Origin of the sequence: Streptococcus sanguinis (assembly GCF_019929225.1) — a bacterium.
GTDB lineage: Bacteria > Bacillota > Bacilli > Lactobacillales > Streptococcaceae > Streptococcus > Streptococcus sanguinis_J.
Map to the genome: position 1 here is coordinate 19,769 of NZ_JAHZPA010000002.1, position 24,420 is coordinate 44,188.

25 protein-coding genes are annotated in these 24,420 nt (G+C 46.8%); 23 read left to right on the plus strand and 2 right to left on the minus strand.

Annotation, left to right across the window (positions count from 1 at the left end; translation table 11 throughout):
* Nucleotides 1–29: 29 nt before the first annotated feature.
* Nucleotides 30–995, minus strand: coding sequence for a LacI family DNA-binding transcriptional regulator (locus K1I80_RS04590; RefSeq protein WP_223313133.1), 966 nt, complete (start codon nucleotides 993–995; stop codon nucleotides 30–32).
* A complete protein-coding gene (locus K1I80_RS04595) occupies nucleotides 976–2,430 on the minus strand; it encodes a sucrose-6-phosphate hydrolase (RefSeq protein WP_223313134.1) in 1,455 nt (484 codons plus the stop codon). The genes K1I80_RS04590 and K1I80_RS04595 overlap by 20 nt, the downstream gene beginning before the upstream one ends.
* Before the next feature lie 195 nt (nucleotides 2,431–2,625).
* Between K1I80_RS04595 and K1I80_RS04600 the strand changes: the two genes are divergently transcribed.
* The 23 genes from K1I80_RS04600 to K1I80_RS04710 all read left to right on the plus strand — a co-directional run bounded on the left by K1I80_RS04600 (nucleotide 2,626) and on the right by K1I80_RS04710 (nucleotide 24,337).
* Nucleotides 2,626–4,512 (plus strand): sucrose-specific PTS transporter subunit IIBC, encoded by a 1,887-nt coding sequence (locus K1I80_RS04600; RefSeq protein WP_223313135.1) that lies wholly within the window; start codon nucleotides 2,626–2,628, stop codon nucleotides 4,510–4,512.
* A 157-nt stretch (nucleotides 4,513–4,669) separates the two neighbouring features.
* Nucleotides 4,670–5,569: a fructokinase ScrK gene (gene scrK / locus K1I80_RS04605; protein WP_223312576.1), complete on the plus strand. Its 900-nt coding sequence runs from the start codon at nucleotides 4,670–4,672 to the stop codon at nucleotides 5,567–5,569.
* A gap of 46 nt (nucleotides 5,570–5,615) precedes the next feature.
* A complete protein-coding gene (locus K1I80_RS04610; protein ID WP_223313136.1) occupies nucleotides 5,616–6,026 on the plus strand; it encodes a peptide deformylase in 411 nt (136 codons plus the stop codon).
* A 78-nt stretch (nucleotides 6,027–6,104) separates the two neighbouring features.
* The gene (locus tag K1I80_RS04615; protein ID WP_223312577.1) at nucleotides 6,105–6,440 is read left to right on the plus strand and encodes a hypothetical protein; all 336 of its coding nucleotides are present in this window, start codon (nucleotides 6,105–6,107) and stop codon (nucleotides 6,438–6,440) included.
* 190 nt (nucleotides 6,441–6,630) lie between these two features.
* Nucleotides 6,631–7,089 carry a MarR family winged helix-turn-helix transcriptional regulator gene (locus tag K1I80_RS04620; protein ID WP_223312578.1) on the plus strand — a complete coding sequence of 153 codons (459 nt, stop codon included), beginning with the start codon at nucleotides 6,631–6,633 and terminating at the stop codon, nucleotides 7,087–7,089.
* Nucleotides 7,082–8,848, plus strand: coding sequence for an ABC transporter ATP-binding protein (locus K1I80_RS04625; protein WP_223324133.1), 1,767 nt, complete (start codon nucleotides 7,082–7,084; stop codon nucleotides 8,846–8,848). The genes K1I80_RS04620 and K1I80_RS04625 overlap by 8 nt, the downstream gene beginning before the upstream one ends.
* A complete protein-coding gene (locus K1I80_RS04630) occupies nucleotides 8,838–10,595 on the plus strand; it encodes an ABC transporter ATP-binding protein (RefSeq protein ID WP_223313138.1) in 1,758 nt (585 codons plus the stop codon). The genes K1I80_RS04625 and K1I80_RS04630 overlap by 11 nt, the downstream gene beginning before the upstream one ends.
* Nucleotides 10,596–10,894: 299 nt before the next feature.
* Complete coding sequence (locus K1I80_RS04635; protein ID WP_223313139.1) at nucleotides 10,895–12,253, plus strand: cobyrinate a,c-diamide synthase; 1,359 nt, start codon at nucleotides 10,895–10,897, stop codon at nucleotides 12,251–12,253.
* 1 nt (nucleotide 12,254) lies between these two features.
* Complete coding sequence (gene cbiB / locus K1I80_RS04640) at nucleotides 12,255–13,205, plus strand: adenosylcobinamide-phosphate synthase CbiB (protein WP_223313140.1); 951 nt, start codon at nucleotides 12,255–12,257, stop codon at nucleotides 13,203–13,205.
* A gap of 9 nt (nucleotides 13,206–13,214) precedes the next feature.
* Nucleotides 13,215–13,913, plus strand: coding sequence for a cobalt-precorrin-8 methylmutase (locus K1I80_RS04645; RefSeq protein ID WP_002901147.1), 699 nt, complete (start codon nucleotides 13,215–13,217; stop codon nucleotides 13,911–13,913).
* Complete coding sequence (locus tag K1I80_RS04650; RefSeq protein ID WP_223312583.1) at nucleotides 13,914–14,618, plus strand: cobalt-precorrin-8 methylmutase; 705 nt, start codon at nucleotides 13,914–13,916, stop codon at nucleotides 14,616–14,618. It abuts the gene before it with no gap.
* The gene (gene cbiD, locus K1I80_RS04655; RefSeq protein ID WP_223312584.1) at nucleotides 14,618–15,745 is read left to right on the plus strand and encodes a cobalt-precorrin-5B (C(1))-methyltransferase CbiD; all 1,128 of its coding nucleotides are present in this window, start codon (nucleotides 14,618–14,620) and stop codon (nucleotides 15,743–15,745) included. The genes K1I80_RS04650 and cbiD overlap by 1 nt, the downstream gene beginning before the upstream one ends.
* Nucleotides 15,736–16,368, plus strand: a complete 633-nt coding sequence (locus K1I80_RS04660) for a cobalt-precorrin-7 (C(5))-methyltransferase (protein WP_223310923.1) — start codon at nucleotides 15,736–15,738, stop codon at nucleotides 16,366–16,368. The genes cbiD and K1I80_RS04660 overlap by 10 nt, the downstream gene beginning before the upstream one ends.
* On the plus strand, nucleotides 16,340–16,909 hold the full coding sequence (locus K1I80_RS04665) for a decarboxylating cobalt-precorrin-6B (C(15))-methyltransferase (RefSeq protein WP_002896464.1): 570 nt from the start codon (nucleotides 16,340–16,342) through the stop codon (nucleotides 16,907–16,909). The genes K1I80_RS04660 and K1I80_RS04665 overlap by 29 nt, the downstream gene beginning before the upstream one ends.
* Nucleotides 16,909–17,682: a cobalt-precorrin-4 methyltransferase gene (locus K1I80_RS04670; protein ID WP_061595247.1), complete on the plus strand. Its 774-nt coding sequence runs from the start codon at nucleotides 16,909–16,911 to the stop codon at nucleotides 17,680–17,682. The genes K1I80_RS04665 and K1I80_RS04670 overlap by 1 nt, the downstream gene beginning before the upstream one ends.
* Nucleotides 17,672–18,733, plus strand: coding sequence for a cobalt-precorrin 5A hydrolase (gene cbiG, locus K1I80_RS04675; RefSeq protein WP_223313141.1), 1,062 nt, complete (start codon nucleotides 17,672–17,674; stop codon nucleotides 18,731–18,733). The genes K1I80_RS04670 and cbiG overlap by 11 nt, the downstream gene beginning before the upstream one ends.
* A 76-nt stretch (nucleotides 18,734–18,809) precedes the next feature.
* A complete protein-coding gene (cobJ, locus tag K1I80_RS04680; protein ID WP_002896461.1) occupies nucleotides 18,810–19,535 on the plus strand; it encodes a precorrin-3B C(17)-methyltransferase in 726 nt (241 codons plus the stop codon).
* Nucleotides 19,532–20,281, plus strand: a complete 750-nt coding sequence (cobK, locus tag K1I80_RS04685; RefSeq protein ID WP_002915883.1) for a precorrin-6A reductase — start codon at nucleotides 19,532–19,534, stop codon at nucleotides 20,279–20,281. The genes cobJ and cobK overlap by 4 nt, the downstream gene beginning before the upstream one ends.
* 18 nt (nucleotides 20,282–20,299) lie before the next feature.
* On the plus strand, nucleotides 20,300–21,739 hold the full coding sequence (gene cobA, locus K1I80_RS04690) for a uroporphyrinogen-III C-methyltransferase (protein WP_223313142.1): 1,440 nt from the start codon (nucleotides 20,300–20,302) through the stop codon (nucleotides 21,737–21,739).
* 13 nt (nucleotides 21,740–21,752) lie between these two features.
* Complete coding sequence (locus K1I80_RS04695) at nucleotides 21,753–22,520, plus strand: sirohydrochlorin cobaltochelatase (RefSeq protein ID WP_223313143.1); 768 nt, start codon at nucleotides 21,753–21,755, stop codon at nucleotides 22,518–22,520.
* Nucleotides 22,521–22,529: 9 nt separating this feature from the next.
* Complete coding sequence (locus tag K1I80_RS04700) at nucleotides 22,530–23,231, plus strand: cobalt-factor II C(20)-methyltransferase (RefSeq protein WP_223313144.1); 702 nt, start codon at nucleotides 22,530–22,532, stop codon at nucleotides 23,229–23,231.
* A 69-nt stretch (nucleotides 23,232–23,300) separates the two neighbouring features.
* Complete coding sequence (locus K1I80_RS04705) at nucleotides 23,301–24,035, plus strand: energy-coupling factor ABC transporter permease (protein WP_002901131.1); 735 nt, start codon at nucleotides 23,301–23,303, stop codon at nucleotides 24,033–24,035.
* The gene (locus K1I80_RS04710; RefSeq protein ID WP_061595253.1) at nucleotides 24,032–24,337 is read left to right on the plus strand and encodes an energy-coupling factor ABC transporter substrate-binding protein; all 306 of its coding nucleotides are present in this window, start codon (nucleotides 24,032–24,034) and stop codon (nucleotides 24,335–24,337) included. The genes K1I80_RS04705 and K1I80_RS04710 overlap by 4 nt, the downstream gene beginning before the upstream one ends.
* The last annotated feature ends 83 nt before the right edge of the window (nucleotides 24,338–24,420 follow it).

Genomic DNA, 24,420 nt, shown 5'->3' on the forward strand with positions numbered 1-24,420 from the left:
GAGGTCGTCTTTCCTTGTTTGTATAAGTTTTAAACACTCTTACCGGGCAAGAGGCTGACTGGCAGGAAATAGCCAGTTGTTTGGACTTCTTGGCCGGCAATTTTTTTGAGGAGTAGGTCTACAGAGAGACGAGCGATATCTTTCAGTGGCTGTTTGATCGTTGCTAGCTGTGGGTAGTAGTTCTCTACAAAGTAGGTGCCGTCGTAGCCGATGATTTTCAAATCTTCAGGTATCTGGATGTTCAGCTCCTGTGCGACCTTCATAATTAAAATGGCTGTCAGATCGTCTGATGTAAAAATGCCATCAGGTTTGGTCTGAGTCAGAATTTGCTTGATTTCCATCTCCTTTCGGACGGGAGAAAAATCACTGGATACATTGATAATCGGTGCGTCTGGCAGGACGGAAGCGAAGCCAGCGTGGCGCAGGCCGGTTGGCGAGTTGGAATTGTCATTGCCAGTAATCATGATGATGTTTTGAGCTCCAGCCTTGACTAAGGTCTGGGCCGCCAGCACTCCGCCACCATAGTTGTCTGAGGAGACGACAGGGATATCCGGCGAAAGATTGCGGTCAAAGGCAATGATTGGTGCTGTCACGCGATTGTAGTCCTCAATGCCTAGATTGTGGCTGCCAGAAATGATGCCGTCCACCTGATTGGCTTCCAGCATCTCAAGGTATTCACGCTCCTTGTCTGAATCATGCTCACTATTGCAGATGATGGTTTTATAGCCTTGTTTAAAGAGCTCATGCTCCAGCTTGTCAATCAATTCTGCATAAAAGACATTGCTGATATTAGGGAAAATGAGTCCAATTAGCTTTGCTGATTTTCCTTGGAGGCTCCGCGCCAGATTGTTGGGCTTGTAGGCCAATTCTCGCATGGCTGCCTCAACCTTAGAGATCGTTTTGTCGGATAAGTAGCCTTTTCTGTTGATGACGCGGGAAACAGTTGTGGGGCTGACTCCTGCTAGTTTTGCTACATCAGTTAGCTTTGCGACCATAATCTAATTCATAGTAAGTACCGGTTGGATTGCCTTTGGTAATGGCAATGCCTGTCTGGTCTTCTCTCGGGAAGACACGGCCGGAAAATACTTTCTCTCCTTTATTGATGAAAATTTCAAAAATTGATTTATCGATGAAGATAGTAGCACTTGTGGCTTCTTTGTCAATATCACAGCTTCGGCTGGTTCCAAAGTCCAGAGCGAATGGCTCTCCCGCCTGACTGCGGTCAACGGTCACTTGACCTGCCTTGAGGTCGAAATTGATGCGTAGTCCCTTGCCATCCTTGTCCGCAAAGAGAATGATTTCGTGTTCGGCGTCTGCAGCGAGATTCAGCTCTAGTTGGTAGCTGTTCTTGCTTTCTGCCAAAGCAGCGAAAGGCTGTTCCTCTGCTCGCAAATCCTTGATAGCAGGCACTGGGTACTGGTAGAGCTTGCCATCTTTCAGGGTTAATTCCTTGACGAGGGAGAAGGCGCCTTGATGGTCGAAGCGGTCAGAAGGGTATTCTACATCAGGCAAACCTAGCCAGCTGACAGCGAGTGCACGGCCGTCAGGTGCGTTAAAGGCTTGGGTTGCGTAGCAATCGAAGCCGTAGTCCAGATTTTGAATAGGGCTAGGATTAATCATAGCAGCTTTGTTTGTGTCAAACGATTGACCTATTTTATATATGTTTGGATAAATGTTGCCGTAGTCCTGTACATCCTTAGACAAACCTTGAGGGCAATAGAGCAGGACTGGTTGGTCATTGATAAAGACTAGATTAGGACACTCCATCATATAGGCTGTCTTGTCATTGGCGAAGTCCAAATCGCCAATGACTTCCCAGTTGGTATAGTCATTATCAACAGCCTTGTAAAGCTTAACATAGCCTTGTTTGTCTAGATTTTGCCCACCGACAATGGCATAGAATTGCCCTTTGTAGTTGAAAATCTGGGGATCGCGGAAGTGGTCAGTCGCTTCAGCAGGTTGTTCAATCAAGACCTTGTCAATTTTTTCCAGCTTGCCTGATTTATCTAACAAGGCGCCGATTTGATAGGGGTGACGCACCCAATTCTCATCACGAACATTGCCAGTATAGAAGAGAAAGAGCTTGTCGTCAAACTGCATGGCAGAGCCTGAGTAGGCACCGTGGCTGTCCAGAGCAGTATCTGGCAGCACTCGAAGGCCAGTTTCCGTGAAGTGGACTAGGTCATCGCTTTCCATCTGGACCCAGCACTTGAGGCCGTGAGCTGCTCCGAAAGGAAAGTTTTGGTAGAAAACCACCCACTTGCCGTCAAAATAAGAAAAGCCATTGGGGTCATTGAGCAGACCTGTCTGAGGCTCCACATGGTAGTTAGCCCGCCAAGGAGATTTAGCGATGTTTTCTTTGATATGCTGTAGCTCTTCCTGAGTCCAGTCTTCATAGCGTTTGTAGCGTTTTTCAGTCGTCCAAGCCAATCTTTTGTCCTCCGAATCATATTATTTCTTATTACTATAGTAAACGTTTTCCGATGAAAAATCAACATTTAACAGTAAAAAAATATTTTTTCTGCAAAACGCTTGACATATTTTTGAATCATGGTAAAATAATATTCGTAAAGGCGATAAAATCGCTTTCAAAAGTTAAAAATATTTATAAGGAGATTTTTGCAAATGAATAATACTGACATTGCAAAAAAAGTCATCGAAGCCCTTGGCGGACGTGAGAATGTCAACAGTGTGGCTCACTGTGCGACTCGGTTGCGCGTGATGGTTAAAGATGAGGGTAAAATCGACAAAAACACTGTCGAAAATCTGGAAAAAGTTCAGGGTGCCTTCTTTAACTCCGGCCAGTACCAGATTATCTTTGGTACCGGTACGGTTAATAAAATCTATGATGAAGTTGTAGCCTTGGGATTGCCAACTTCATCAAAAGATGACATGAAAGCAGAAGCTGCTAAGCAAGGGAATTGGTTCCAACGCGCCATCCGTACATTTGGTGATGTATTTGTGCCAATCATCCCAGTTATCGTAGCGACAGGTCTCTTCATGGGTGTGCGTGGACTCTTGAACGCTCTTGGAATGACGCTTCCAGATGATGTGAAGACCTATACAGAAATCCTTACGGATACAGCCTTCATCATCTTACCAGGCTTGGTTGTTTGGTCAACCTTCCGTGTATTTGGTGGAAATCCAGCTGTTGGTATCGTCCTTGGTATGATGCTAGTGTCTGGCTCGCTTCCAAATGCTTGGGCAGTAGCATCTGGTGGTGAAGTGACTGCCATGAAATTCTTTGGCTTCATCCCGGTTGTTGGTTTGCAAGGTTCCGTTCTTCCAGCCTTCATTATCGGGGTTGTTGGAGCTAAGTTTGAAAAAGCTCTCCGCAAGGTTGTGCCAGATGTCTTGGATCTCTTGGTGACACCATTCGTTACACTTTTTGTAATGTCTATCCTTGGACTTTTCATCATAGGACCAGTATTCCACGTTGTTGAAAACTACATTTTGTTTGGAACAAAAGCAATCCTTGCTTTACCGTTTGGTTTAGGTGGTTTGGTGATTGGTGGAGTTCACCAATTGATCGTCGTGTCAGGTGTTCATCATATCTTCAACTTGCTTGAAGTACAATTGCTTGCTGCGGACCACGTTAACCCATTCAATGCTATCATCACTGCAGCTATGACAGCTCAAGGTGCTGCAACCGTTGCTGTTGGTGTGAAAACTAAAAATCCTAAACTTAAAACTCTTGCTTTCCCAGCTGCTCTTTCTGCCTTCCTTGGTATTACAGAGCCAGCTATCTTCGGGGTTAACTTACGTTATCGCAAACCATTCTTCCTTTCATTGATTGCTGGTGCAATTGGTGGTGGCTTGGCATCTCTCCTTGGACTTGCTGGTACTGGTAATGGTATCACTATCATCCCAGGTACAATGCTTTATATCGGTAATGGACAACTCTTACAATATCTCCTTATGGTAGCTGTATCATTTGCGCTTGGTTTTGCATTGACTTATATGTTTGGTTTTGAAGATGAAGAAACTGTAACTGAAGCAGCTGTAACTGAAAAACTGGTCGAAGAAGAAACAACTGGTAATGTGCCATCTGCTCTCCAAGACGAAACAATTATCTCTCCAATCGTTGGTCAGGCAGTGGCTTTGAGCGATGTGAATGATCCTGTTTTCTCTAGCGGAGCGATGGGACGAGGAATTGCTATCAAGCCTAGTGAGGGTGTGGTTTATGCTCCGGCTGATGCTGAAGTGACAATTGCATTCGCGACTGGACATGCTTATGGTTTGAAGACAGCTAATGGTGCTGAAATTCTGATTCATGTCGGAATCGACACAGTGTCTATGGGCGGCGAAGGTTTTGACCAAAAAGTTGCTCAAGGCGACAAGGTCAAAGCTGGTGATGTTCTGGGAACATTTGAAGCTGAGAAAATTGCAGCTGCTGGTCTGGATGATACGACTATGGTCATCGTTACCAACACAGCCGACTACGCTTCTGTGACTCCAGTAGCAAAAGGAGCTCTTGCTAAAGGCGACGCAATTATCGAAGTGAAAGCCTAATGGAATTTAGAAAACGAACAAAAGTTGATTTGTTCGTTTTTTCTAATAACGTAAGTCTATCTATAAGAGTGTCATAAGGAAAGTTTTTGGCAAATAGTCTGCAAGAGATATGCTATAATGAATAGAGTAGAAATCAAATTTTAAAAGAGGATTTATAATGATAAAATTGTATGGAAGTTTGGAAGCTGGTGGCACTAAGTTTGTCTGTGCTGTAGGCGATGAACGGTTTGAAGTTGTTGAAAAGACACAGTTTCCAACGACCACGCCTATTGAAACGCTGGATAAGACGATTGAGTTCTTTTCTCGTTTTGACAATCTAGCTGGTCTAGCTGTTGGTTCTTTCGGGCCAATTGATATTGACCCTAATTCAAAGACTTACGGCTTTATCACGACTACGCCTAAGCCGCATTGGGCTAATGTAGATATTGTTGGTGCTCTGCGCCGGGCTCTCAATGTGCCCATTTACTTTACGACGGATGTCAATAGCTCAGCTTACGGTGAAGTGGTAGCTCGCAATAATGCTGGCGGCCGTATTGAAAATCTGGTCTATTATACGATTGGGACAGGAATCGGTGCTGGTGCTATCCAGCGAGGCGAATTTGTAGGGGGGACAGGCCATCCAGAGATGGGGCATTATTATGTAGCTAAGCACCCTATGGATGTGGAAAAAGAGTTCAATGGTGTTTGTCCTTTCCACAATGGCTGTTTGGAAGGATTGGCGGCTGGACCAAGCTTAGAGGCACGGACTGGAGTTCGTGGGGAAAAGATTAAACTCAATAGTTCTGTCTGGGATATTCAAGCTTACTATATCGCTCAGGCGGCTATTCAGGCGACAGTGACTTTCCGTCCAGATGTCATCGTCTTTGGTGGCGGAGTTATGGCTCAGCAGCACATGCTGGATCGAGTTCGTGAGAAATTCACAGTTCTTCTGAATGGCTATTTGCCAGTTCCTGATGTTCGTGACTATATCGTGACACCGGCTGTGGCTGGAAATGGCTCCGCAACGCTGGGCAACTTTGTACTGGCTAAAGAAGTTAGTGAACGCCACGCAAAATAAGCTTATAGGGTCTGATTTATCAGGCTCTTCTCTATGAGGGAAAGCAATGGAAAAAGCAATTGTCAAAGATATTTTCTTTCTGCAGCAGCTGTCTGAGCGGGCTAGCAGAGAAGACCTTTATCTGGCTCAAGACTTGCAGGATACTCTGCAGGCCAATCGAGAAAACTGTATGGGGCTCGCAGCAAATATGATTGGTGTCCGTAAGCGGGTCATTATCTTTCTATATGGCTTGGTGCCGGTAGTCATGTTTAATCCGGTGCTGCTCTCTAAGTCAGGCCCTTATAAGACAGAAGAGGGCTGCCTGTCCTTGGTTGGAAGCCGTCCCACTCAACGTTATCAGGAAATCACAGTCGATTATCTGGATAAACATTGGCAGCAGCAGACCATGACCTTGAAAGGCCTGCCTGCCCAAATCTGCCAGCATGAATTGGATCATTTGGAAGGGATTATCATTTAGAAAAATTTGACAAAATTGCAAAAAATGTCTAAAATTAGAGATAATTAGCAGAATAATATTGAAGGAGGCAAGATGTAAATGAAAACAAAAACTTTAGCACTGATAAGCGGTCTGGTTGGTTTGATTGGAGGGACTATTTTGCTGCTCTCGAATATCTTTTTTGTTCCTTTTTCAGCCCTACTAGGTGATTCTGGCCTGAATTTACTGGGAGCGGTGATTAAATTGGCAACTCTGGGCTTGGGAATTACTTCCTTGGCTTATTACAAAGGTCAAATGCGTTTCAGTGTCGCAGCGGGCGTCCTCCTTATCGTCGGAAGCAGCAACATCGCGCCCATTCCATTTATAGGCTGGATTGCAGGCATTCTCCTTATCATTGGAGGGGCTCTATTCCTCGCTTCTTCTTCAAAATTTTAATGCGGGACCAATCAATTTTTAGGCTGTTTGTCAGTTTGAAAGGAAGGGTGAAGAAATTTTCTTCGCTTTTTTTCTTGTTGAAAAAATAGTTCTCATGGAAACTTTTTTCTTGACTTTCTTTTTTCTTGACTTTCTTTTTTCTTGTGTTAAAATAGTTCTCACGAAAACTATTTTTACAAAGGATACAGGTATGGATAAGCCTTTACTGGAATTGAAGCGTTTTGGACGAAAGATTCATCTCATAGCGGAAAAGCTTGCCAAGGAGCAAGGGATTGAGTCCATGGCTGGGCCTCAGGGGCAGGTCTTGCATATTGTCGCCTGTCGTATGGAAGAGGGGAAGGATACCCTTATCAAGGATATTGAGCAGGAGTTGGATATTTCCAAATCGGTGGCCTCTAACTTAATGAAAAGGATGGAGAAGAATGGCTTTATCAAGCTGGAAATGGGCAAGACAGACAAGCGGGCTAAATATATCCGTCTCACTCCGCAGTCGCAGGAAAGAATGAAAAAAATCCGTGACTTTTTTGATGAAATGGACCGTGCTATTTTGAATGGTGTTTCTGAGCAAGAACTGCTGATTTTTTCACAAGTCATGGCCAAGTTTTATCAGAATATCGAAAGTTTAGAAAATGGAGGGAAAGATGTTTAAGTTATTTAAACGGCTGACGGTAAGGGAAGTGAGCATGATTGTTCTCAGTGTGCTCTTCACCTTCCTGACGGTATATCTGGAATTAGAAGTTCCAACCTATATTTCGACGATTACAGAGCTGCTGCAAACGCCGGGGACTGGTTTGGCGGATTTGTGGGAGCCAGGCCTGAAAATGATTGGTCTGTCTTTTGCTAGCTTGCTGTCAGCTATTGTGGTTGGCTTTTTTGCCGCTCGTATAGCAGCCAGCTTTACCCAGAGCTTGCGGAGCGATATTTTCAACCGTGTGCTAGACTATTCGCAGACGGAGATTAAGAAATTTTCGATTCCTAGTCTGCTGACTCGGACGACGAACGACATTACCCAAGTACAGACCGTGATTACCATGGGGCTGCAGGTCGTGACCAGGGGACCGATTATGGCGATTTGGGCCATGACCAAGATTATCGGTAAGTCCGAGAACTGGCTGGTTGCTGTTCTCATTGCCGTTCTTGTTAATATCCTGATGACAGTAGTTTTGGTTACACTGGCCTTTCCCAAGCAGTCAGTGGCGCAGCGCTTGGTCGATAAGCTAAACAGTGTCACTAGAGAGAGTCTGACTGGGATTCGCGTGGTCCGGGCTTACAATGCTGAGGATTATCAGGATGAGAAATTTGCGGCAGCTAATGATGAAGTAACTCGACTCAATCTTTTCATCGGTCGTCTGATGGCTATGATGAATCCAGTTATGATGGGGATTTCTAGTGGTTTGACACTGGCTATTTACTGGATTGGTGCTTATTTGATTCAGGAGGCTGGACTGCAGGAGCGTCTCCCACTCTTCAGTGATATGGTCGTCTTTATGTCCTATGCTATGCAGGTTGTGATGGGCTTCTTGCTCATGGGTGCCCTCTTTATCGTCCTGCCTCGGACCATTGTATCCGCTGGCCGGATTAATGAAGTTCTGGATCTGCATTCTTCTATCACCAGTCCAGAACAGCCTGAGGCAGCAGCAGATAGCAAGGGAGAAGTGGTCTTTCGAGATGTGTCCTTCTGCTATGCTAAGAATTCTGAAGCGGTCATTGAGCATGTTAGCTTTACAGCGCAGGCCGGTGATACCGTGGCCTTTATTGGTTCAACCGGTTCAGGGAAATCCACTCTTGTCAATCTCATCCCTCGTTTCTATGATGTAACTGAAGGAGAGATTTTGGTGGACGGTGTCAACGTTCAGGATTACCAGCTAGAAGACCTGCATAATAAGATCGGCTATATCCCGCAAAAGGCTGTGCTTTTCTCTGGCGATATTGAGAGCAATCTGGACTTCGGTCAAAGCCAAGAAAGCCCGCTGGATGAGCAGAAAATGTGGGAGGCTCTTGATCTAGCACAGGCTAAGCCCTTTGTCCAAGAGAAGGAAAAAGGGCTCAAGTCAGAAGTGGCTCAAAGCGGGACCAACTTCTCTGGTGGTCAGCGTCAGCGTTTGGCCATTGCCAGGGCCTTGGCTCGTAAGCCAGAAATCCTCATCTTTGACGACTCCTTCTCAGCCCTAGACTATAAGACAGACCGCATTTTGCGTAAGGAGCTGGCTGAGCGGACGCAGGATATGACCAAGCTGATCGTAGCACAGCGGATTTCTACCATCATGGATGCGGATCAAATCTTGGTCTTGGATGCTGGTAAGGTAGTCGGTCAAGGTACCCACCGAGAACTTTTGGCCAGCAACGAAGTCTATCAAGAAATTGCTTACTCACAACTATCCAAGGAGGAATTAGAAAATGGAAAATAAGAAGCCTTCATTATTTAGCCAGATAAGGCCTTATCTCAAAGGCTTCCAGCTTCCTCTTGCTTTGGCATTTGTGGGAGCTGTCTTGTCAAACATTATCACGGTCTATGGGCCAAATAAATTAAAAGAAATTACCAACCTCATCTCTGATGGTCTGGCTACTAGCATTGATTTGAAAGCTGTGTCTCAGATTGCCCTTCTGCTGGCCGTGCTCTATGCAGTCGGAGCTCTGCTCAACTACGCTCAGTCCTTTATCATCAGTACGGTTATCCAGTATTTCTCTAAGCGGCTGCGGACAGCCATTGCAGAGAAGATTAACAAGCTACCGCTGGGCTATTTCGATGGTCATTCTCAGGGGGACACTCTGTCGCGCGTGACCAATGACGTGGATACAGTCGGCCAATCCCTCAACCAGAGTCTGGGGAATGTTATCTCTGCTAGCCTGCTCTTGGTGGCTGTGGTTTTGACCATGTTCTTCATGAACTGGATTTTAGCCTTGGTAACCATCTTGGCTACTGTAGTCGGCTTTGTCTTTGTCGGCCTCATCATGGGCAAGTCTCAGGGCTATTTCACCGCCCAGCAAAACGATCTGGCTGCGGTAAACGGTTATGTGGAGGAGATGTACTCCGGTCATAATGTCGTTACCAGCTATAATGCCATTGAGCAGTCTAAGGAGCGCTTTGCAGTTCTCAATCACAATCTCTATAACAGTATTTGGAAGTCTCAATTTATCTCTGGTATTATGATGCCGCTCATGTTCTTTACGGGGAATTTTGCCTATGTGCTGGTTATTTTGGTCGGTGCTGCTCTGGCGATTAATGGCTCTATTAGTATCGGAATTATCGTCGCCTTTATGGTTTATGTGCGGACCTTCTCTCAGCCATTGTCACAGATTGCCCAAGGTATCACTGTCTTGCAGCAGGCTGGTGCAGCACTGGTTCGTGTCGTTGAATTTCTGGCTGAGCCTGAGATGGAAGACGACCAGCATAAAGAGCAGCAGCTTGCTGCTGTCAAGGGAGATGTTGCCTTTGAAGATGTCTTCTTTGGCTACAAGCCAGACCAGACGATTATTCATGATTTCTCAGCCCAGGCCAAAGCCGGACAGAAGATTGCCATTGTCGGCCCGACGGGTGCTGGTAAGACGACTATCGTTAATCTCCTTATGAAGTTCTATGAAATTAATAAAGGGCGTATCAGCATTGATGGTATAGATATTAAGGATATGAAACGCTCCGAGGTTCACGATGCCTTTTCAATGGTCTTGCAGGATACCTGGCTCTTTGAGGGGACTATCCGAGAAAACTTGATTTACAATCAGGAGCATGTGACAGATGAAGCAGTTGTTGCCGCAGCGAAGGCGGTCGGTGTTCATCACTTTATCATGACTCTGCCGCAGGGGTATGATACAGTGCTGGATGACACGGTCAACTTATCTGTCGGCCAGAAGCAGCTATTGACAATCGCTCGTGCTCTGCTGAAAGATGCACCGCTCTTGATCTTGGATGAGGCAACTTCGTCAGTCGATACGCGGACGGAGGAGCTGATTCAAAAAGCTATGGACAAACTCATGGAAGGCCGGACTTCTTTTGTCATTGCCCACCGTCTGTCTACCATCCGTAATGCGAACCTTATCTTGGTCATGCGCGATGGAAATATCATCGAGCAGGGTAACCACGATGAACTTATGGATCAGAATGGCTTCTATGCGGACCTCTATAATAGTCAATTTGTAGAGGAAGATGCAGGTTGATGCTCAAATAAAACATCAGGAATGTTCGTTTTCCTGATGTTTTTTTAAATTTAACAGAATTGTAAAAAATGCTCAATTTTCAGTGGAGACGCTCTAGAATCTTGACTTTTTTCGCAGATGCTCTATCAAAAACTTGACAGCTTTTACGCTTTATATTAAAATAAATTTAATATAAGAACTGAAAGCGAACACAACGGGGTGTTTGCTCTACATAATAAGTGAGCAACGGTGCTACAAAAAAATAAAAATTCCTTATTTTTTTGTAGTACTTTTTTTATTAGCAAATCTGGAGTAAAGTAATGAAGCAATTTATGCTGGCTGGTGTTTCCAGCGGTGTTGGAAAGACTACAGTTACCCTAGGGATTTTGAAAGCTCTGGCAGACAGAGGTTATCAGGTTCAGCCTTATAAGGTAGGACCTGATTATATTGATACAGCTTATCATAGTCGGATTACCAAGCGGCCTTCACGGAATGTGGATAGCTTTATGATACCGGGCGATCAGAGTCTGGCTTGGTCCTACTATAAATGGCATGGAGATGCTGATGTGGCAGTGGTCGAAGGAGTCATGGGGCTCTTTGATGGTCTGGGAACAGACAAGGACTGTGCGTCTTCTGCTTCTGTTGCTAAGAAGCTGGGCATTCCGGTTGTCTTGATTATTGATGGGAAGGCGACATCCACCTCAGCGGCTGCTATGGTCCATGGTTTTGCGACTTTTGATCCGGATTTGGATATTGCTGGGGTCATTATCAATCGGGTGGCTTCACAGACTCACTTTGAACTCATCAAGGGCGCCATTGAGCGTTATACGGATGTGGAGGTGCTGGGCTATCTGCCTAAGAATGCGACAGCAGAGCTGCCATCGCGCCATCTGGGTCTAATCCCTGACGTAGAAATGGATGATTTGGATCGTCGATTTGAGGAGTTGGGAGCAGCAGCAGCCAAGCATATAAATCTAGACAGGCTGCTGGAAAAGGCAGAACTTCCCGATAAGCAGATGGCCAATCCTTTTCATATCCGCAACGATCAGCCCTTGACTTTGGCTTATGCTTTGGATGATGCTTTCCACTTTTACTACGAAGATAATCTGGACTTTTTAAGAGAGCTTAATGTCCAGCTAGTGCCTTTCAGCCCTCTGAAAGATAAGGAACTCCCAGCCGCAGATGCATATTATTTTGGTGGCGGTTTTCCAGAAGTCTACGCTCAGGAGCTGATGGCAAATGCTGACTTCCGGGCTTCGGTTAAGAAAGCTCACGAGCAGGGCCGGCCAATCTATGCAGAATGCGGCGGCCTCATGTATCTGGGAGAGCTGCTGGAAGTAGAGGGTCAGGTCTATGAAATGGTTGGAATTTTCAAGGGCAAGAGCCTGATGACCCCCGGCCTGAAAAGCTTTGGCTACTGCCAAGCAGAAACGCAGGTAGACAGTCTTTTTGGCCCTAAAGGTACAGCGGTCAGGGGACATGAGTTTCACCATTCGGTCTTTGAGACGGAGGAAGATACAGTCCTCAAGCTAGAGAAGGTCAGAGACGGTCAGGTCGTAGCTGCCTGGACAGGCGGTTATCAAAAGGGCCGGACCTTTGCTAGCTACCTGCATGTTCATTTTTATCAGGATGAGCAGCTGCTGGCCAACTGGCTGAACTATATCAAAGAGGCGAACTGATATGACACTCATTGCAATTTTTTTGGCCGTCTTACTGGACTGGCTCATTGGCGACCCCTATAGCTGGCCTCATCCAGTCAAGTGGATGGGTTCCTATATTTATTTATGTATGCGTTTGCAGGAGAAAAGGCAGTTTTCACCCTATCTGTTTGGCTTTTTCCTCTGGCTGACAACAGTTGGACTGGCGCTGGGAGTGAGCTACGGGTTGCTCTGGTTGGCTGGTCTGGTTCATCCCGTCCTCTACTGGCTCGTCTGGATCTATCTCGCCTATGCTAGTCTGGCGGCTAAGAGTCTAGCTTTTGAGGCCCAAAAGGTTTACCATACGCTCAAGTTTGGCACTTTGGAAGAAGCTAGAAAGCAAGTTGGTATGATTGTCGGCCGTGAAACTTCTCAGCTGACACCAGAGGAAATCAGCAAGGCGACAATTGAGACGGTGGCTGAAAATACCAGTGACGGGGTTATCGGCCCTCTGCTCTGCCTCTTTCTGGGCGGACCCATTCTAGCTATGACCTATAAGGCCATCAACACCTTAGACTCCATGGTAGGCTATAAGACGGAGAAATACCGCAAAATCGGCTTGATATCTGCCAAGATGGATGATCTGGCCAATCTGATTCCTGCGCGTTTGACTTGGCTTTTCTTGATTCTCAGCAGTCAGATTTTACTGCTGGATTTCAAGGGGGCATTGCGAATTGGCTGGCGGGATCGCTACCAGCATGCCAGTCCCAACAGTGCTTTTTCGGAGGCAGTTGTGGCTGGAGCTCTGGGGATTCAGCTGGGGGGACCGCACGTCTATCACGGAGAGCTGATTGAGAAGCCGACCATTGGAGAGGCTTCCGGATTGGTTGAGGCGGATGATATTCAGACGGCTATCTCTCTGCTTTATACAAGTACCATGACAGGTTTAATCTTGTTTACTCTTTTTTATTTAGTAAAGCAAGCATATTTCTAGGAGTATACTATGACATATATTCAAAACCCTTCCTCTATTGAGGAAAAGAGCTTTCAAATTATTCAGTCTATGATTACTGAAAAAGATCCTGATTATGTCTTCCATTCGGAAATGGAAGAATCTATCATCAAGAGGGCAATCCATACGACGGGAGATTTTGATTATCTCTATACCATGCGCTTTGAGCACGATGTCCTTAAAAAAATAGAAGAAGTAATCAGAGCTAAGGGTACTATCCTGCTGGACTCCAATATCTCTCTCAATGGGATTAATAAACGCGTGCTGGACCAGCTGGGTGTGAGCTATCGCTGTTTGATTAGCGATGAAGAAGTGGTTGCTCTTGCCAAGGAAAAGCAGATTACCAGAGCTATGGCGGCTGTTGAGATAGCAGCCAAGATTGAAGGACCTAAAGTATTTGCCTTCGGTGGTGCTCCTACGGCTCTGTCTTATCTGATTGAGCTGGCGGAGCAGGGACTGGTAGAAGCGGATGCAGTGATTGGGGTTCCAGTCGGCTTTATCAATGTCGAAGAATCCAAAGAAGAACTGCTTCAGTCAGGTCTTCCTGCCCTTGTCAATCTCGGCAGAAAAGGTGGCAGCACGATTGTAGTAGCCATTATCAATGCCATTATCTATCAGCTGAGAGAAGTGGTGACGGACGACTATGTCCGCTACTCTACACCATCCAGTAAAGAAGGAGGAAAGAACTAGATGTCCTATCTAAAAGCAGCGCATAAGATTGAAGAAGCTAGTTTCAGCAAGATTCAGGAAATTATTGACCAAGAGCATCCAGATATTCAATTTTCGGATCCTTTTGAAGAGGCAGTGCTCAAGCGGGTTGTCTTTACCAGTGCAGACTTTGACTACCTCTACAATATCAAGTTTTCCAATCAGGTTATTGAGAAGATTCTCTACGTCCTCCGAAACAAGGGCACCATTTTTACAGATACAACCATGGTCTTGGGCGGTTTTAATAAGAAATTGCTGGATGATCTAGGTGTTTCCTATCGTTGTCTGGTCAATGAGCCAGCAGTCTTTCAGGAAGCTAAGGAAAAGGGAATTACTCGCTCCATGGCCGCTGTAGAATATGCAGCTAAAGTGGACGGTCCAAAACTTTTTGTCTTCGGGAATGCTCCAACGTCCATCTTCAAGGTTTTGGATATGGTTGAAGAGGGAAGCTTGCAGCCGGATGCGGTTGTCGGAGTTCCGGTCGGCTTTGTCGGAGCGGCAGAATCCAAGCTCAAACTGCATGAAAGTTCGGTGCCTTCTATCGCGGCACTGGGTCAAAAGGGCGGCAGTACCATCGCAGCAGCTGTGGTCAATGCCATTCTCTACCAGCTCAAGCTAGGCACTACAGACTATGAGCGTTACAGTGTTTCAGATAAAAAGCAGGCTCCGGAGAAAGGAGAGGGCTGATGATGGATGAATACGCTTATGTCAATGGAAAGAAATTAAGAAAAGGTTTTACAACTGGTACTTGTGCAACGGCAGCGACTGTTGCAGCCTTGAGTATGATTCTAAATCAGGAAAGGGAAGAAAAGGTCACTGTGCATACGGCTTCAGGCGTGGAAGTGACCATGGATGTTCACAATCCTTCCTTCGGACCAGAAGAAGCGACCGCGGCCATTGAAAAAGATGGCGGCGATGATGCGGATGCGACGCATGGCCTCTTGATTTATTCAACCGTGACTCTTTTACCAGATCAGACGGAAATCGAGATTGACGGAGGTCAGGGCGTCGGGCGCGTGACCGAGAAGGGGCTGGCTTGCGATGTCGGCATGGCAGCTATCAATCCAACTCCTAGACGGATGATTGAGCAGCATGTCCGTGAGATTATCGGTCCCAACTGTGGAGCACGGGTCATCATTTCCGTTCCTGGTGGGGAAGAGACAGCCAAGCTGACCTATAATTCCAGACTAGGTATTGTCGGTGGCATTTCAATTTTGGGAACGACAGGGATTGTTAATCCAATGTCTGAAGATAGTTGGAAAGCGTCCATCACGATTGAACTGACCATGCTCTATAATCAAGGACATCGCTCAGTCGTCTTGGTACCGGGGAATTACGGTGAAGATTTTGCTACTAAGACTGTGGGGATTCCAGCTGGGCGCATCGTCAATATGAGTAACTTTGTCGGCCACGTCCTCAAAGAAGTGCAGCGCATCGGCTTTACCAAGGTTTTGATGATTGGTCACATGGGCAAGTTTGTCAAAGTGGCGGCTGGGATTTTCTCTACCCATAGTAAGGACTCGGATGCTCGTATGGAAACGCTGGTGGCTAATCTGGCCCTGATGGGGGCACCTATGGAGCTGCTGGAAAAGGTTGATAAATGCTTGACGACCGAGGCAGCTGGGACAGCCATTAAAGAATTTTCTTATGAGGGTGTCTATCAGGTATTGGCGGATAAGATTAAGGCTAGAAGTGAGCGTCTGCTCCGCTATCGTAAGCCAGAAGTCAGTATTGAAGTGGTTGTCTTTGGGACTGAGGAAGGCTATCTGGCATCAACTCAGCCTTTAGAGCAGATAAAGGAGGAATGGACATGATTTATGTTATCGGAATTGGTCCGGGAGATCCGAGCTATGGTCTTCTGGGACAGGAAGCCTATTTTGAAAAGGCTGACCGCATTTTGGGAAGTGAACGCCATCTGGAAATTTTACCGCCGGCTTATCGGGATAAGGGCCTGGTCCCTCCTAAAAAATTGGCTGCGTTAGCAGAATTGCTGGAAAGCTTTGGTGAGGATGAGGAAATTCTATATCTGGCCTCAGGCGACCCTCTGATTTACGGTTTGGGCAAATGGCTGTCAGAGAAATTCAAGGGGCGCGTGGTTATCTCGCCAGGTATCAGCGCCATGCAGTATCTGGCCAGCAGAATTGCCCTGCCCATGAACGATGCTTATCTGACGAGCAGTCATGCTAAGGCGCCTAACTTTGACTTGATTATGAGTCTGTCAAAAGTCTTTATGGTGACCGATCAGAAAGTTGGCCCCTACGAAATTGCTCAAGAGGCTGTTAAAAGAGGCTTAGATAAGGTGCTGGTCATCGGTGAGCAGCTGAGTTATGAAGACGAGCGTATTACCATTCTGCCTGCGAATGAGGTAGAAGACAGAGAATATGAAATGAATGTGGTGGTGGTGTTAGATGAGGGATTCGGAATTTATCAGGGCTAAAGTCCCTATGACTAAGGAAGAAGTCAGAGCCATCAGTTTGGATAAGTTGGAGCTGCATCGAGCCAAGCGCATGCTGGATGTCGGCTCTGGAACTGGCAGTGTCACGATTCAGGCAGCCCGAACCTATCCAGAACTGGAAGTGGTGGCAGTGGAGCGCAATGAAGACGCAGTGGCCTTGACGCAGGAGAATATCCAGCACTTTGGCTGCCACAATGTCCGTCTCCATCAAGGACTGGCTCCAATTGAGCTGGAAGGCAGCTTTGATGCCATTTTTGTCGGAGGGACTGGGGGCAATATGCAGGAGATTTTCGACTGGTGTGCCCAGCTCATGGAGCCGGGCGGTCGGCTGGTCTTGAACTTTATCCTGCTGGAGAATGCTCTGGAAGCAGCTCAAATAGCGGAGCAGATGGACTGGGAGGATCTAGAGATTGTCTCGGTTCAGGCTAGCCGCTGGACAGCTATAGGCAAGGGGCACTACTTCAAGCCTCAGAATCCGACTATTATCGTTTCCTGTAAGAAAAAAGAAAGAGAGGCTAATTGATGTCCAAAGTACATTTTGTTGGAGCAGGCCCAGGTGATGTGGAGCTGATTACGCTCAAAGGCTACAAGCAGCTGTCTGAGGCTGATGTGGTCATTTACGCGGGATCCTTGGTCAATCCAGATCTGCTGAACTACTGTAAAGAAGGAGCTGAGATTCACGACAGTGCCAGCATGCACTTGATGGAAATCATCGATGTCATGGAGGCTGGAGTCAAGGCTGGTAAAGATGTGGTCCGCCTGCAGACGGGTGATTTCTCCATCTATGGCTCCATTCGAGAGCAGATCGAAGAGATGAAGAAGCGCGACATAGAGTTTGACTGTACGCCGGGCGTCAGCTCTTTTCTGGGAGCTGCTTCCAGTATCGGGGCGGAGTATACCGTACCGGAGGTTTCTCAAAGCCTCATCATCACTCGGATGGCTGGCCGGACGCCTGTGCCAGATCGGGAATCCCTGAAAAGCTATGCTCAGCATCGGACCTCTATGGCTATCTTCCTGTCTGTTCAAGGCATTGAAAAGGTCGTCAGTGAGCTGATCGAGGGTGGCTATCCTCCAGAAACGCCTGTGGCTGTCATTTACAAGGCTACTTGGCCGGATGAAAAGAAGGTCTTTGGCGATTTGACAAATATTGCTGAGAAAGTCAAGGAAGCTAAGATTAGAAAGACAGCTTTGATTTTGGTCGGTGACTTTTTAGGTCAGGAATTCTATTATTCCAAGCTCTATCATGCAGATTTCCATCATGAGTTCAGACGGGGGAAGAGCAGCCATGCCAAGTAATTCTCAAGCCCGCTACGCAATCGCAACAGTGACAGCGGTCGGCAAGGACTTGGCTCTGACTCTGCGAGAAAAGCTAGGCAAGGAAATCCCTATCTATACGACACCTCGATTGGCAGATGACAGGGTCATCGCTATCGAAGGACGAGTGGTTGAGGCGCTTGGTCAGCTCTTTCAGGAAGTGGATGTTCTCATTTGTATCATGGCTATCGGGGCGGTTGTGCGAGCTATTGCACCAGTCTTGAAAGACAAGGCGACTGACCCAGCAGTAGTTGTTATGGATGAGAAAGCGACGAATGTCATCAGCCTGCTGAGCGGACATCTAGGCGGAGCCAATCAAGTGACGCGAGACATCGCAGAATTGCTCGGTTCCAATCCTGTTATCACGACAGCGACAGATGTGCAGAATGTAACAGCTCTGGACAATCTGGCCCAATCAGTCAATGGCTGGAGGCCGGAATTGAGAGAATTTATCAAACCTTTCAACAGCTATCTAGGCAGCGGCCGAACCGTCTATTTCTATCAGGAAAAGGACTGGGTTACCGACCTTCGAGGTCTGACTCTGGTGGATGAGGAAGGACTTGCGGCTGTTCTCAAGGGAACGGAACCGTTGATTCTGCTGGCTGCAGAAAAAAAGGACATTCAAAGAGAAAATCTGGCTCTCATCTATCCTCAACCCTATATCTTAGGAGTTGGTGCTAGAAAGGATGTGGCTCCTACTGTCTTCCGAGAAGGCTTTGAGGAATTTTGTCAGCAGCAGGGGATTTCTGCCAGTGAGATTTCCAAAATCGTCAGCATTGATGTCAAAAAGGATGAAGCTGCTATCCTGGCCTTGGCCAAGGAATTGGGCTGTCCCTTTGAGACCTTTAGTAAGGAGGAGCTGTCTGTCGTAGCAGACCGCTATCCTCAGTCAGAATTTGTCAAAAAGACAGTCGGAGTCGGCAGTGTCGCCTTGGCCAGCGCAGATCTGGCCAGTCAGGGTCAAGTCCTGACAGAGCGCTTTGCAAAGAACGGCTGTACCTATGCGCTTGCAAAAGCAATAACCAAAAAGTAAATCAAAAAGAGCAGACGGTCTTATAAACCAACTGCCCTTATAAAATTTTATCATACCCATAAAGGAGAAAAAATATATGTTATACGTTATCGGATTAGGCCCAGGTAAAGAAGAATTGATGTCACAAGAAGCATTGGCTGCTATAGCAGATTGTGAAATTATCGTCGGCTACTCAACTTATATGCGGTTGATTCTTGATTTGGTCAAGGACAAGGAGCTCGTAGCGAATGGAATGCGCCAGGAAATCGACCGTTGTCAAAAGGCTATTGATTTGGCTAGAGAGACTGGCAAAAATGTCGGAGTTGTTTCCAGTGGAGATGCCGGAGTTTATGGAATGGCTGGCTTGATTTTAGAATTGCTGGGAGATGCCAGTGATGTAGAAGTTAAGGTGGTTCCAGGTATTACGGCTAGTCTGGGTGCTGCTGCAGTTATGGGTGCTCCCCTCATGAACGACTTCTGTCATATCAGTCTGAGTGACTTGATGACGCCTTGGGAAATGATTGAGAAGCGTCTGCATGCCGCAGCTCAAGGTGACTTTGTAGTCTGCCTCTACAACCCTCGGAGTAAGGGACGTCCAGACCATCTGACAAAAGCACTTTCTATCATGTCTGAGTACAAGTCAGAGGATACTATTGTCGGTATCGGTAAGGACATTGGCCGTAAGGATGAGGAAATCATCTTGACGACTATCAAAGACTTGGATGAGACTTTGGTAGATATGACGACAATCGTTATCGTTGGTAACAAAGAAACTTATGTTAAAAACGGACGCATGATCACACCTCGAGGATATACTTTATGATGAAATTACTGCTGGGAGGGACATCCGATAGCACCGCTATTTTAGAAGTGCTTGACCGCTTGAAAATCGATGTGACCAGCTCTGTTGTCACAGACTACGGCCGGCACTTGGCTTCCAAATACGGCCAGCCGGTCATTCAGGGCCGGCTGACAGCTGAGGACATGGTTGCCTTTATCAAAGAGAATGATGTGGATGAAATCATTGATGCGACCCATCCTTTTGCGGATATTGTTTCCAAGGAAGCCATTCGGGCGGCAGAGATGGCTGGTGTATCTTACCTGCGCTTTGAGCGTCAGGCGACCTTGGATTTGAGCGGGGCCATCGTGGTGCATTCGACCCAAGAAGCGATTGATGAGATTGCCAAGCGCGGCTACAAGACTGTTTATCTGGGAACAGGCAGCAAGACCCTGCCGCTCTTTGTCAAGGGTCTGCCAGAGCAGCGGATTGTCGTTCGCGTTCTGCCAACTTCAGAAGTGCTTCTGGCTTGTGAGCAGCTGGGACTGGTAGCGGATCAGATCGATGCGATTAAGGCTCCATTTTCCAAAGAGTGCAATAAAGAGCTCTTGCTGCGCTCGGGAGCAGATGTCTTTGTTTCCAAGGAAAGCGGTACCGTCGGTGGTATTCGTGAAAAGATTGATGGCTGTCAAGAGCTGGGGATGGACTGCATTATCATCTCTCGGCCAATTGTAGCCTATCCGCAGATGGTTTCTAGCTTAGAAGAGTTAGAGGCTTATCTGACAAAATAGCTAAAAAAAGGAGAAAAAATGTCCGGTTTAGTAACATTACTGGGAGCAGGTCCAGGCGATGCGGAGTTGTTGACCCTCAAAGGCAAGAGACGGCTTCAAGAAGCAGATGTCTTGGTCTTTGACCGCTTGGTCAATCAGGAGCTCTTTCAGCATCTAAAGTCTGACTGCGAAAAGATAGATGTCGGTAAAAAGCCAGGCCAGCCCTGCATCCGACAGGAAGAGATTGAAAAGATTCTTATCGAAAAAGCCAGTCAGGGCAAGCGGGTAGTCCGTCTCAAGAGCGGTGATCCCTATATCTTTGGACGAGGCGGAGAAGAAGGTGTCAAGCTGGTAGAATCCGGTGTGGACTTTGAAGTGGTGCCAGGTATCACCTCTGCTGTGGCTGGTCTGACCTATGCAGGGATTCCTATGACTTATCGAGATGTAGCGACTAGCTTCCATGTCTTTACAGCCCATCTCAAGGATGAGACAGAAATGCTCAACTGGGAAGCAATTTCTGAGCTCAAAGGAACCTTGGTCTTCCTCATGGGCATGAAAAATCTGCCTTCCATCGTCCAAGAGCTGACGGCTAGAGGCTATGGTAAGGACAAGCCAGCCGCCATCGTTGAATGGGGAACCCATCCTCAGCAGCGCTCGGTGGACGGAACCTTGGGTAACATAGTCGAACTAGCAGAAGCTGAAGACTTTAAGGCACCGAGTGTCATCGTGGTAGGTGATGTCGTGGCCTATAGACAGCAGCTGAATTTCCATGAGAATCTGCCGCTTTTCGGCCGGAAAATCTTCATCCAGCAGTCAGAGACTGGCAGACTTCCTCGCTTGCTCAAGGATGCTGGAGCTGCGCTGACGACATTCCCAGCTAGAGATTTGGTTGAAGAGTTAGAATTGCAGCTGCCGGACTTGGAGCAGGTAGACGGTCTCCTCTTTGCAGATATGCAGAGCTGGCCGCTCTTCTTGAAAGCCCTCCGCAAGGCAGGCAAAGACTTGCGCAGTCTGCCGCACATCCGCTTTGCAGCTATCGGTCATCATACGGCTAAGTCTATCGAAGCGAGCGGGATTGTGCTGGATCGGATGACGCCTCAGCAGTCGGATGCGGATTTTGCTGCTGCTCTTGAAAAAGAAGGCGGCAATTGGTATATTCTGACAGCTGAACATAAGAAAGCCAGTCTGGCAGAACTCTATTCGCTGCCGATTATTGCTAGTCACAGACTGGCCTTTGACAGTCAGATTAGCAGTGACAATTGGTCAGAGATTGAAGTTGTCTGTCTTCCGAACTCTGCTGCGGCCATGAACTTTGTCGCAGCCAGTCAAGAAGCTGGATATGACTGGAAGGATGTTCCAATCGTTGTCATGGGTGCCAGCACGCGGGCTGTTTTAGAAGAAGCAGGCTTTAGCAAGATTGTTGAGACAAATGAAGCGACTATTGCTTCCATCATTGACAAATGTCGGGAAATTCTCTGAAAGGATACGGGTCATGAGTAAAGCTATAGTAGTAGTCAGTTTCGGAACAACCTATCCCGAGACCAGACGCAAAACAATCGAGGCTTGTGAGCAGGCTATTCAGGAACATTTTCCAGACTATCCGGTTCACCGAGCTTTTACATCCAATGTCGTTAGACGGCGGATTAAGAAGCAGGAAGGGCTAGATATTCCTACGGTCAAAGAGGTTTTGGAGCAGCTCTTGGAAGCGGGTACTGAAGTGGTCTATATCCAGCCTCTCCATGTCATTTTGGGCAGCGAGTATGAGAAGATTCTTACCCAAGCCAAAGAGTTTGAATCAGCTTTTAAAAAGCTAGTCGTTGCCAAGCCTCTGCTCAATAGTCAGGAAGACTATGAGGCTGTCAAGGATATTCTGCTGGAACGGTATGGCCATGAGGGTCAGGATGCAGCAACAGTTTTGATGGGCCATGGCAGCCAGCATTATGCTTTTACAGCTTATGCGGCCTTGGATCATATGCTGAAGGGAAGCTCAGTCTATGTCGGTTGTGTAGAGAGCTATCCTCCAGTTGAGCTGATTGAGCAGGAACTGAAGAAAGAGGGCGCCCGAGAAGTGCATCTGGCACCTTTCATGCTGGTAGCGGGTGACCATGCGACCAATGATATGAGCTCAGATGAGGAAGGTTCTTGGTATCACTTCTTCAAGGAGCGGGGATATGAGGTCAAGGCCCATCTAGTTGGTCTGGGTGAATACCCTGAGGTTCAGCAGCTCTACATCCAGCATTTAGAAGAAATCATCGAATAGGAGGAAGGAATGGCGAAATTTTACGGAATTGGTGTAGGACCGGGTGATAGTGAGCTAGTCACTATCAAAGCCAGTCGGCTTTTAGAAGATTTAGATATTCTCTATACACCAGAGGCTAAGAAGGGGAGCAAGAGCTTTGCATTAGGTATTGCAGAGCCCTATCTGAAAGAGAATCTGGAAATCAAGCAGCGGCATTTCCCTATGGTCCGTTCCAATTCGACCAAAGAAGTCCAGTGGCAGGCCATCTCTGCTGAAATCGCAGAGGATGTCAAGGCTGGCAAGAATGTCGGCTTTATCACACTGGGAGATCCCATGGTCTACAGCACTTACAGCTATCTGCTGGCCCTGCTGGAAAAGGAAATCGACTGTCAAACCATCCCTGGTATCACCTCTTTTTGCAGCATGGCTTCTGAGCTAGGTCAGCCTCTGACTATGGATGAGGAGTCTCTAGCGGTCATGCCGGCTACGGCTTCTGCTGAGAAGATTGAGGCGGCGCTTGAGCTGCATGACTCGATTGTGATCATGAAGGTGGCCAATCACCTGGATACAGTCCTGCCTCTGCTTGAAAAGCTCGGTCTCTTGCAGCAGACTTTCATGGTTAGCAATTCTTCGACAGATAAGCAGCAGACTCTGCTGGGCCTCGATGGAATCACACCAGAAACCAAGCTGCCTTATTTTACTACCTTCCTCGTGAAAAAGAAGATTTTTTAAAATCAGAGTCTATGTTCAAGGATGAAGATTCATTCTTGTGAGCTCAGGCTCTTAGTAAAGGAAAAAAACATGAAACTATTGAAAAATAAAAAAGTAACTTTTGTTGCCTTGCTGGCTATTTTAGCGGTACTGAGTACCCAGTCTGTGTCAGCTATGCATATCATGGAAGGCTATCTTCCACTCTTTTGGTGTATCTTCTGGTTCGCCGTATTCTTGCCTTTCTTTGTGGTCGGCTTGATGCGTATCAAGAAAATCGTTGCAGAAGATCCAAATTCCAAGACCATGCTGGCCTTGTCCGGTGCCTTTATCTTTATCCTGTCTTCTTTGAAGATTCCGTCTGTTACAGGATCTAGTTCGCATCCGACTGGGGTTGGTCTGGGGACAGCTATGTTTGGACCATCCGTTATCAGCGTTTTGGGAACCATCTGCTTGCTCTTCCAAGCCCTTCTCTTGGCTCACGGCGGCTTGACAACTCTGGGTGCCAATGCATTCTCAATGGCAGTAGTTGGTCCATTTGTTGGTTATTTCGTCTACAAGTTTGCTAAATCCATCAAATTGTCTACACCGGTTTCTATCTTTATCTGTGCTGTGATTGCGGACTTGGCGACTTATGCGACAACTTCTATCCAGCTCGGTTTGGTCTTCCCGGATGCTAACAGTGGCTTTGTTGGTTCTGCACTGAAATTCATGGGTGTCTTCTTGACTACTCAAATCCCAATCGCTATCGTAGAAGGATTGCTGACAGTTGTCCTCTATAACTTGATCTCAGAAAATGTCAAAGAAAGAGCAGGTCTGTTCAAATGAAAAAATACAAGAATTTCATCTTAATCTTGGCTGCAGTAGCGGTAACTTTAGCTGCCTTTATCTTTGCCCCTAAGGGTGTGGAATACAGTGGAACAGATGACGCTGCTGAAAAAACCATTAGCTCTATTCAAAAGGACTATGAGCCTTGGTTTTCACCAATTTTTGAGCCAGCTGGTCCGGAAGTAGAAAGTCTGCTCTTCACCCTGCAAGGCAGTATCGGAGCGGGGATTATCTTCTATGTCATTGGCTACCACAAAGGGAAAAAACAAGGCCAACAAAAGGAAGTTTCTGAACATAAATAAAAGTCTTCAACAGTAAGAGCGAGCTCTGGTTCTTGGTAGCGATTAAGCCTGTCTGGGACCGGAGTTGCTCTGTACTGTGTCAT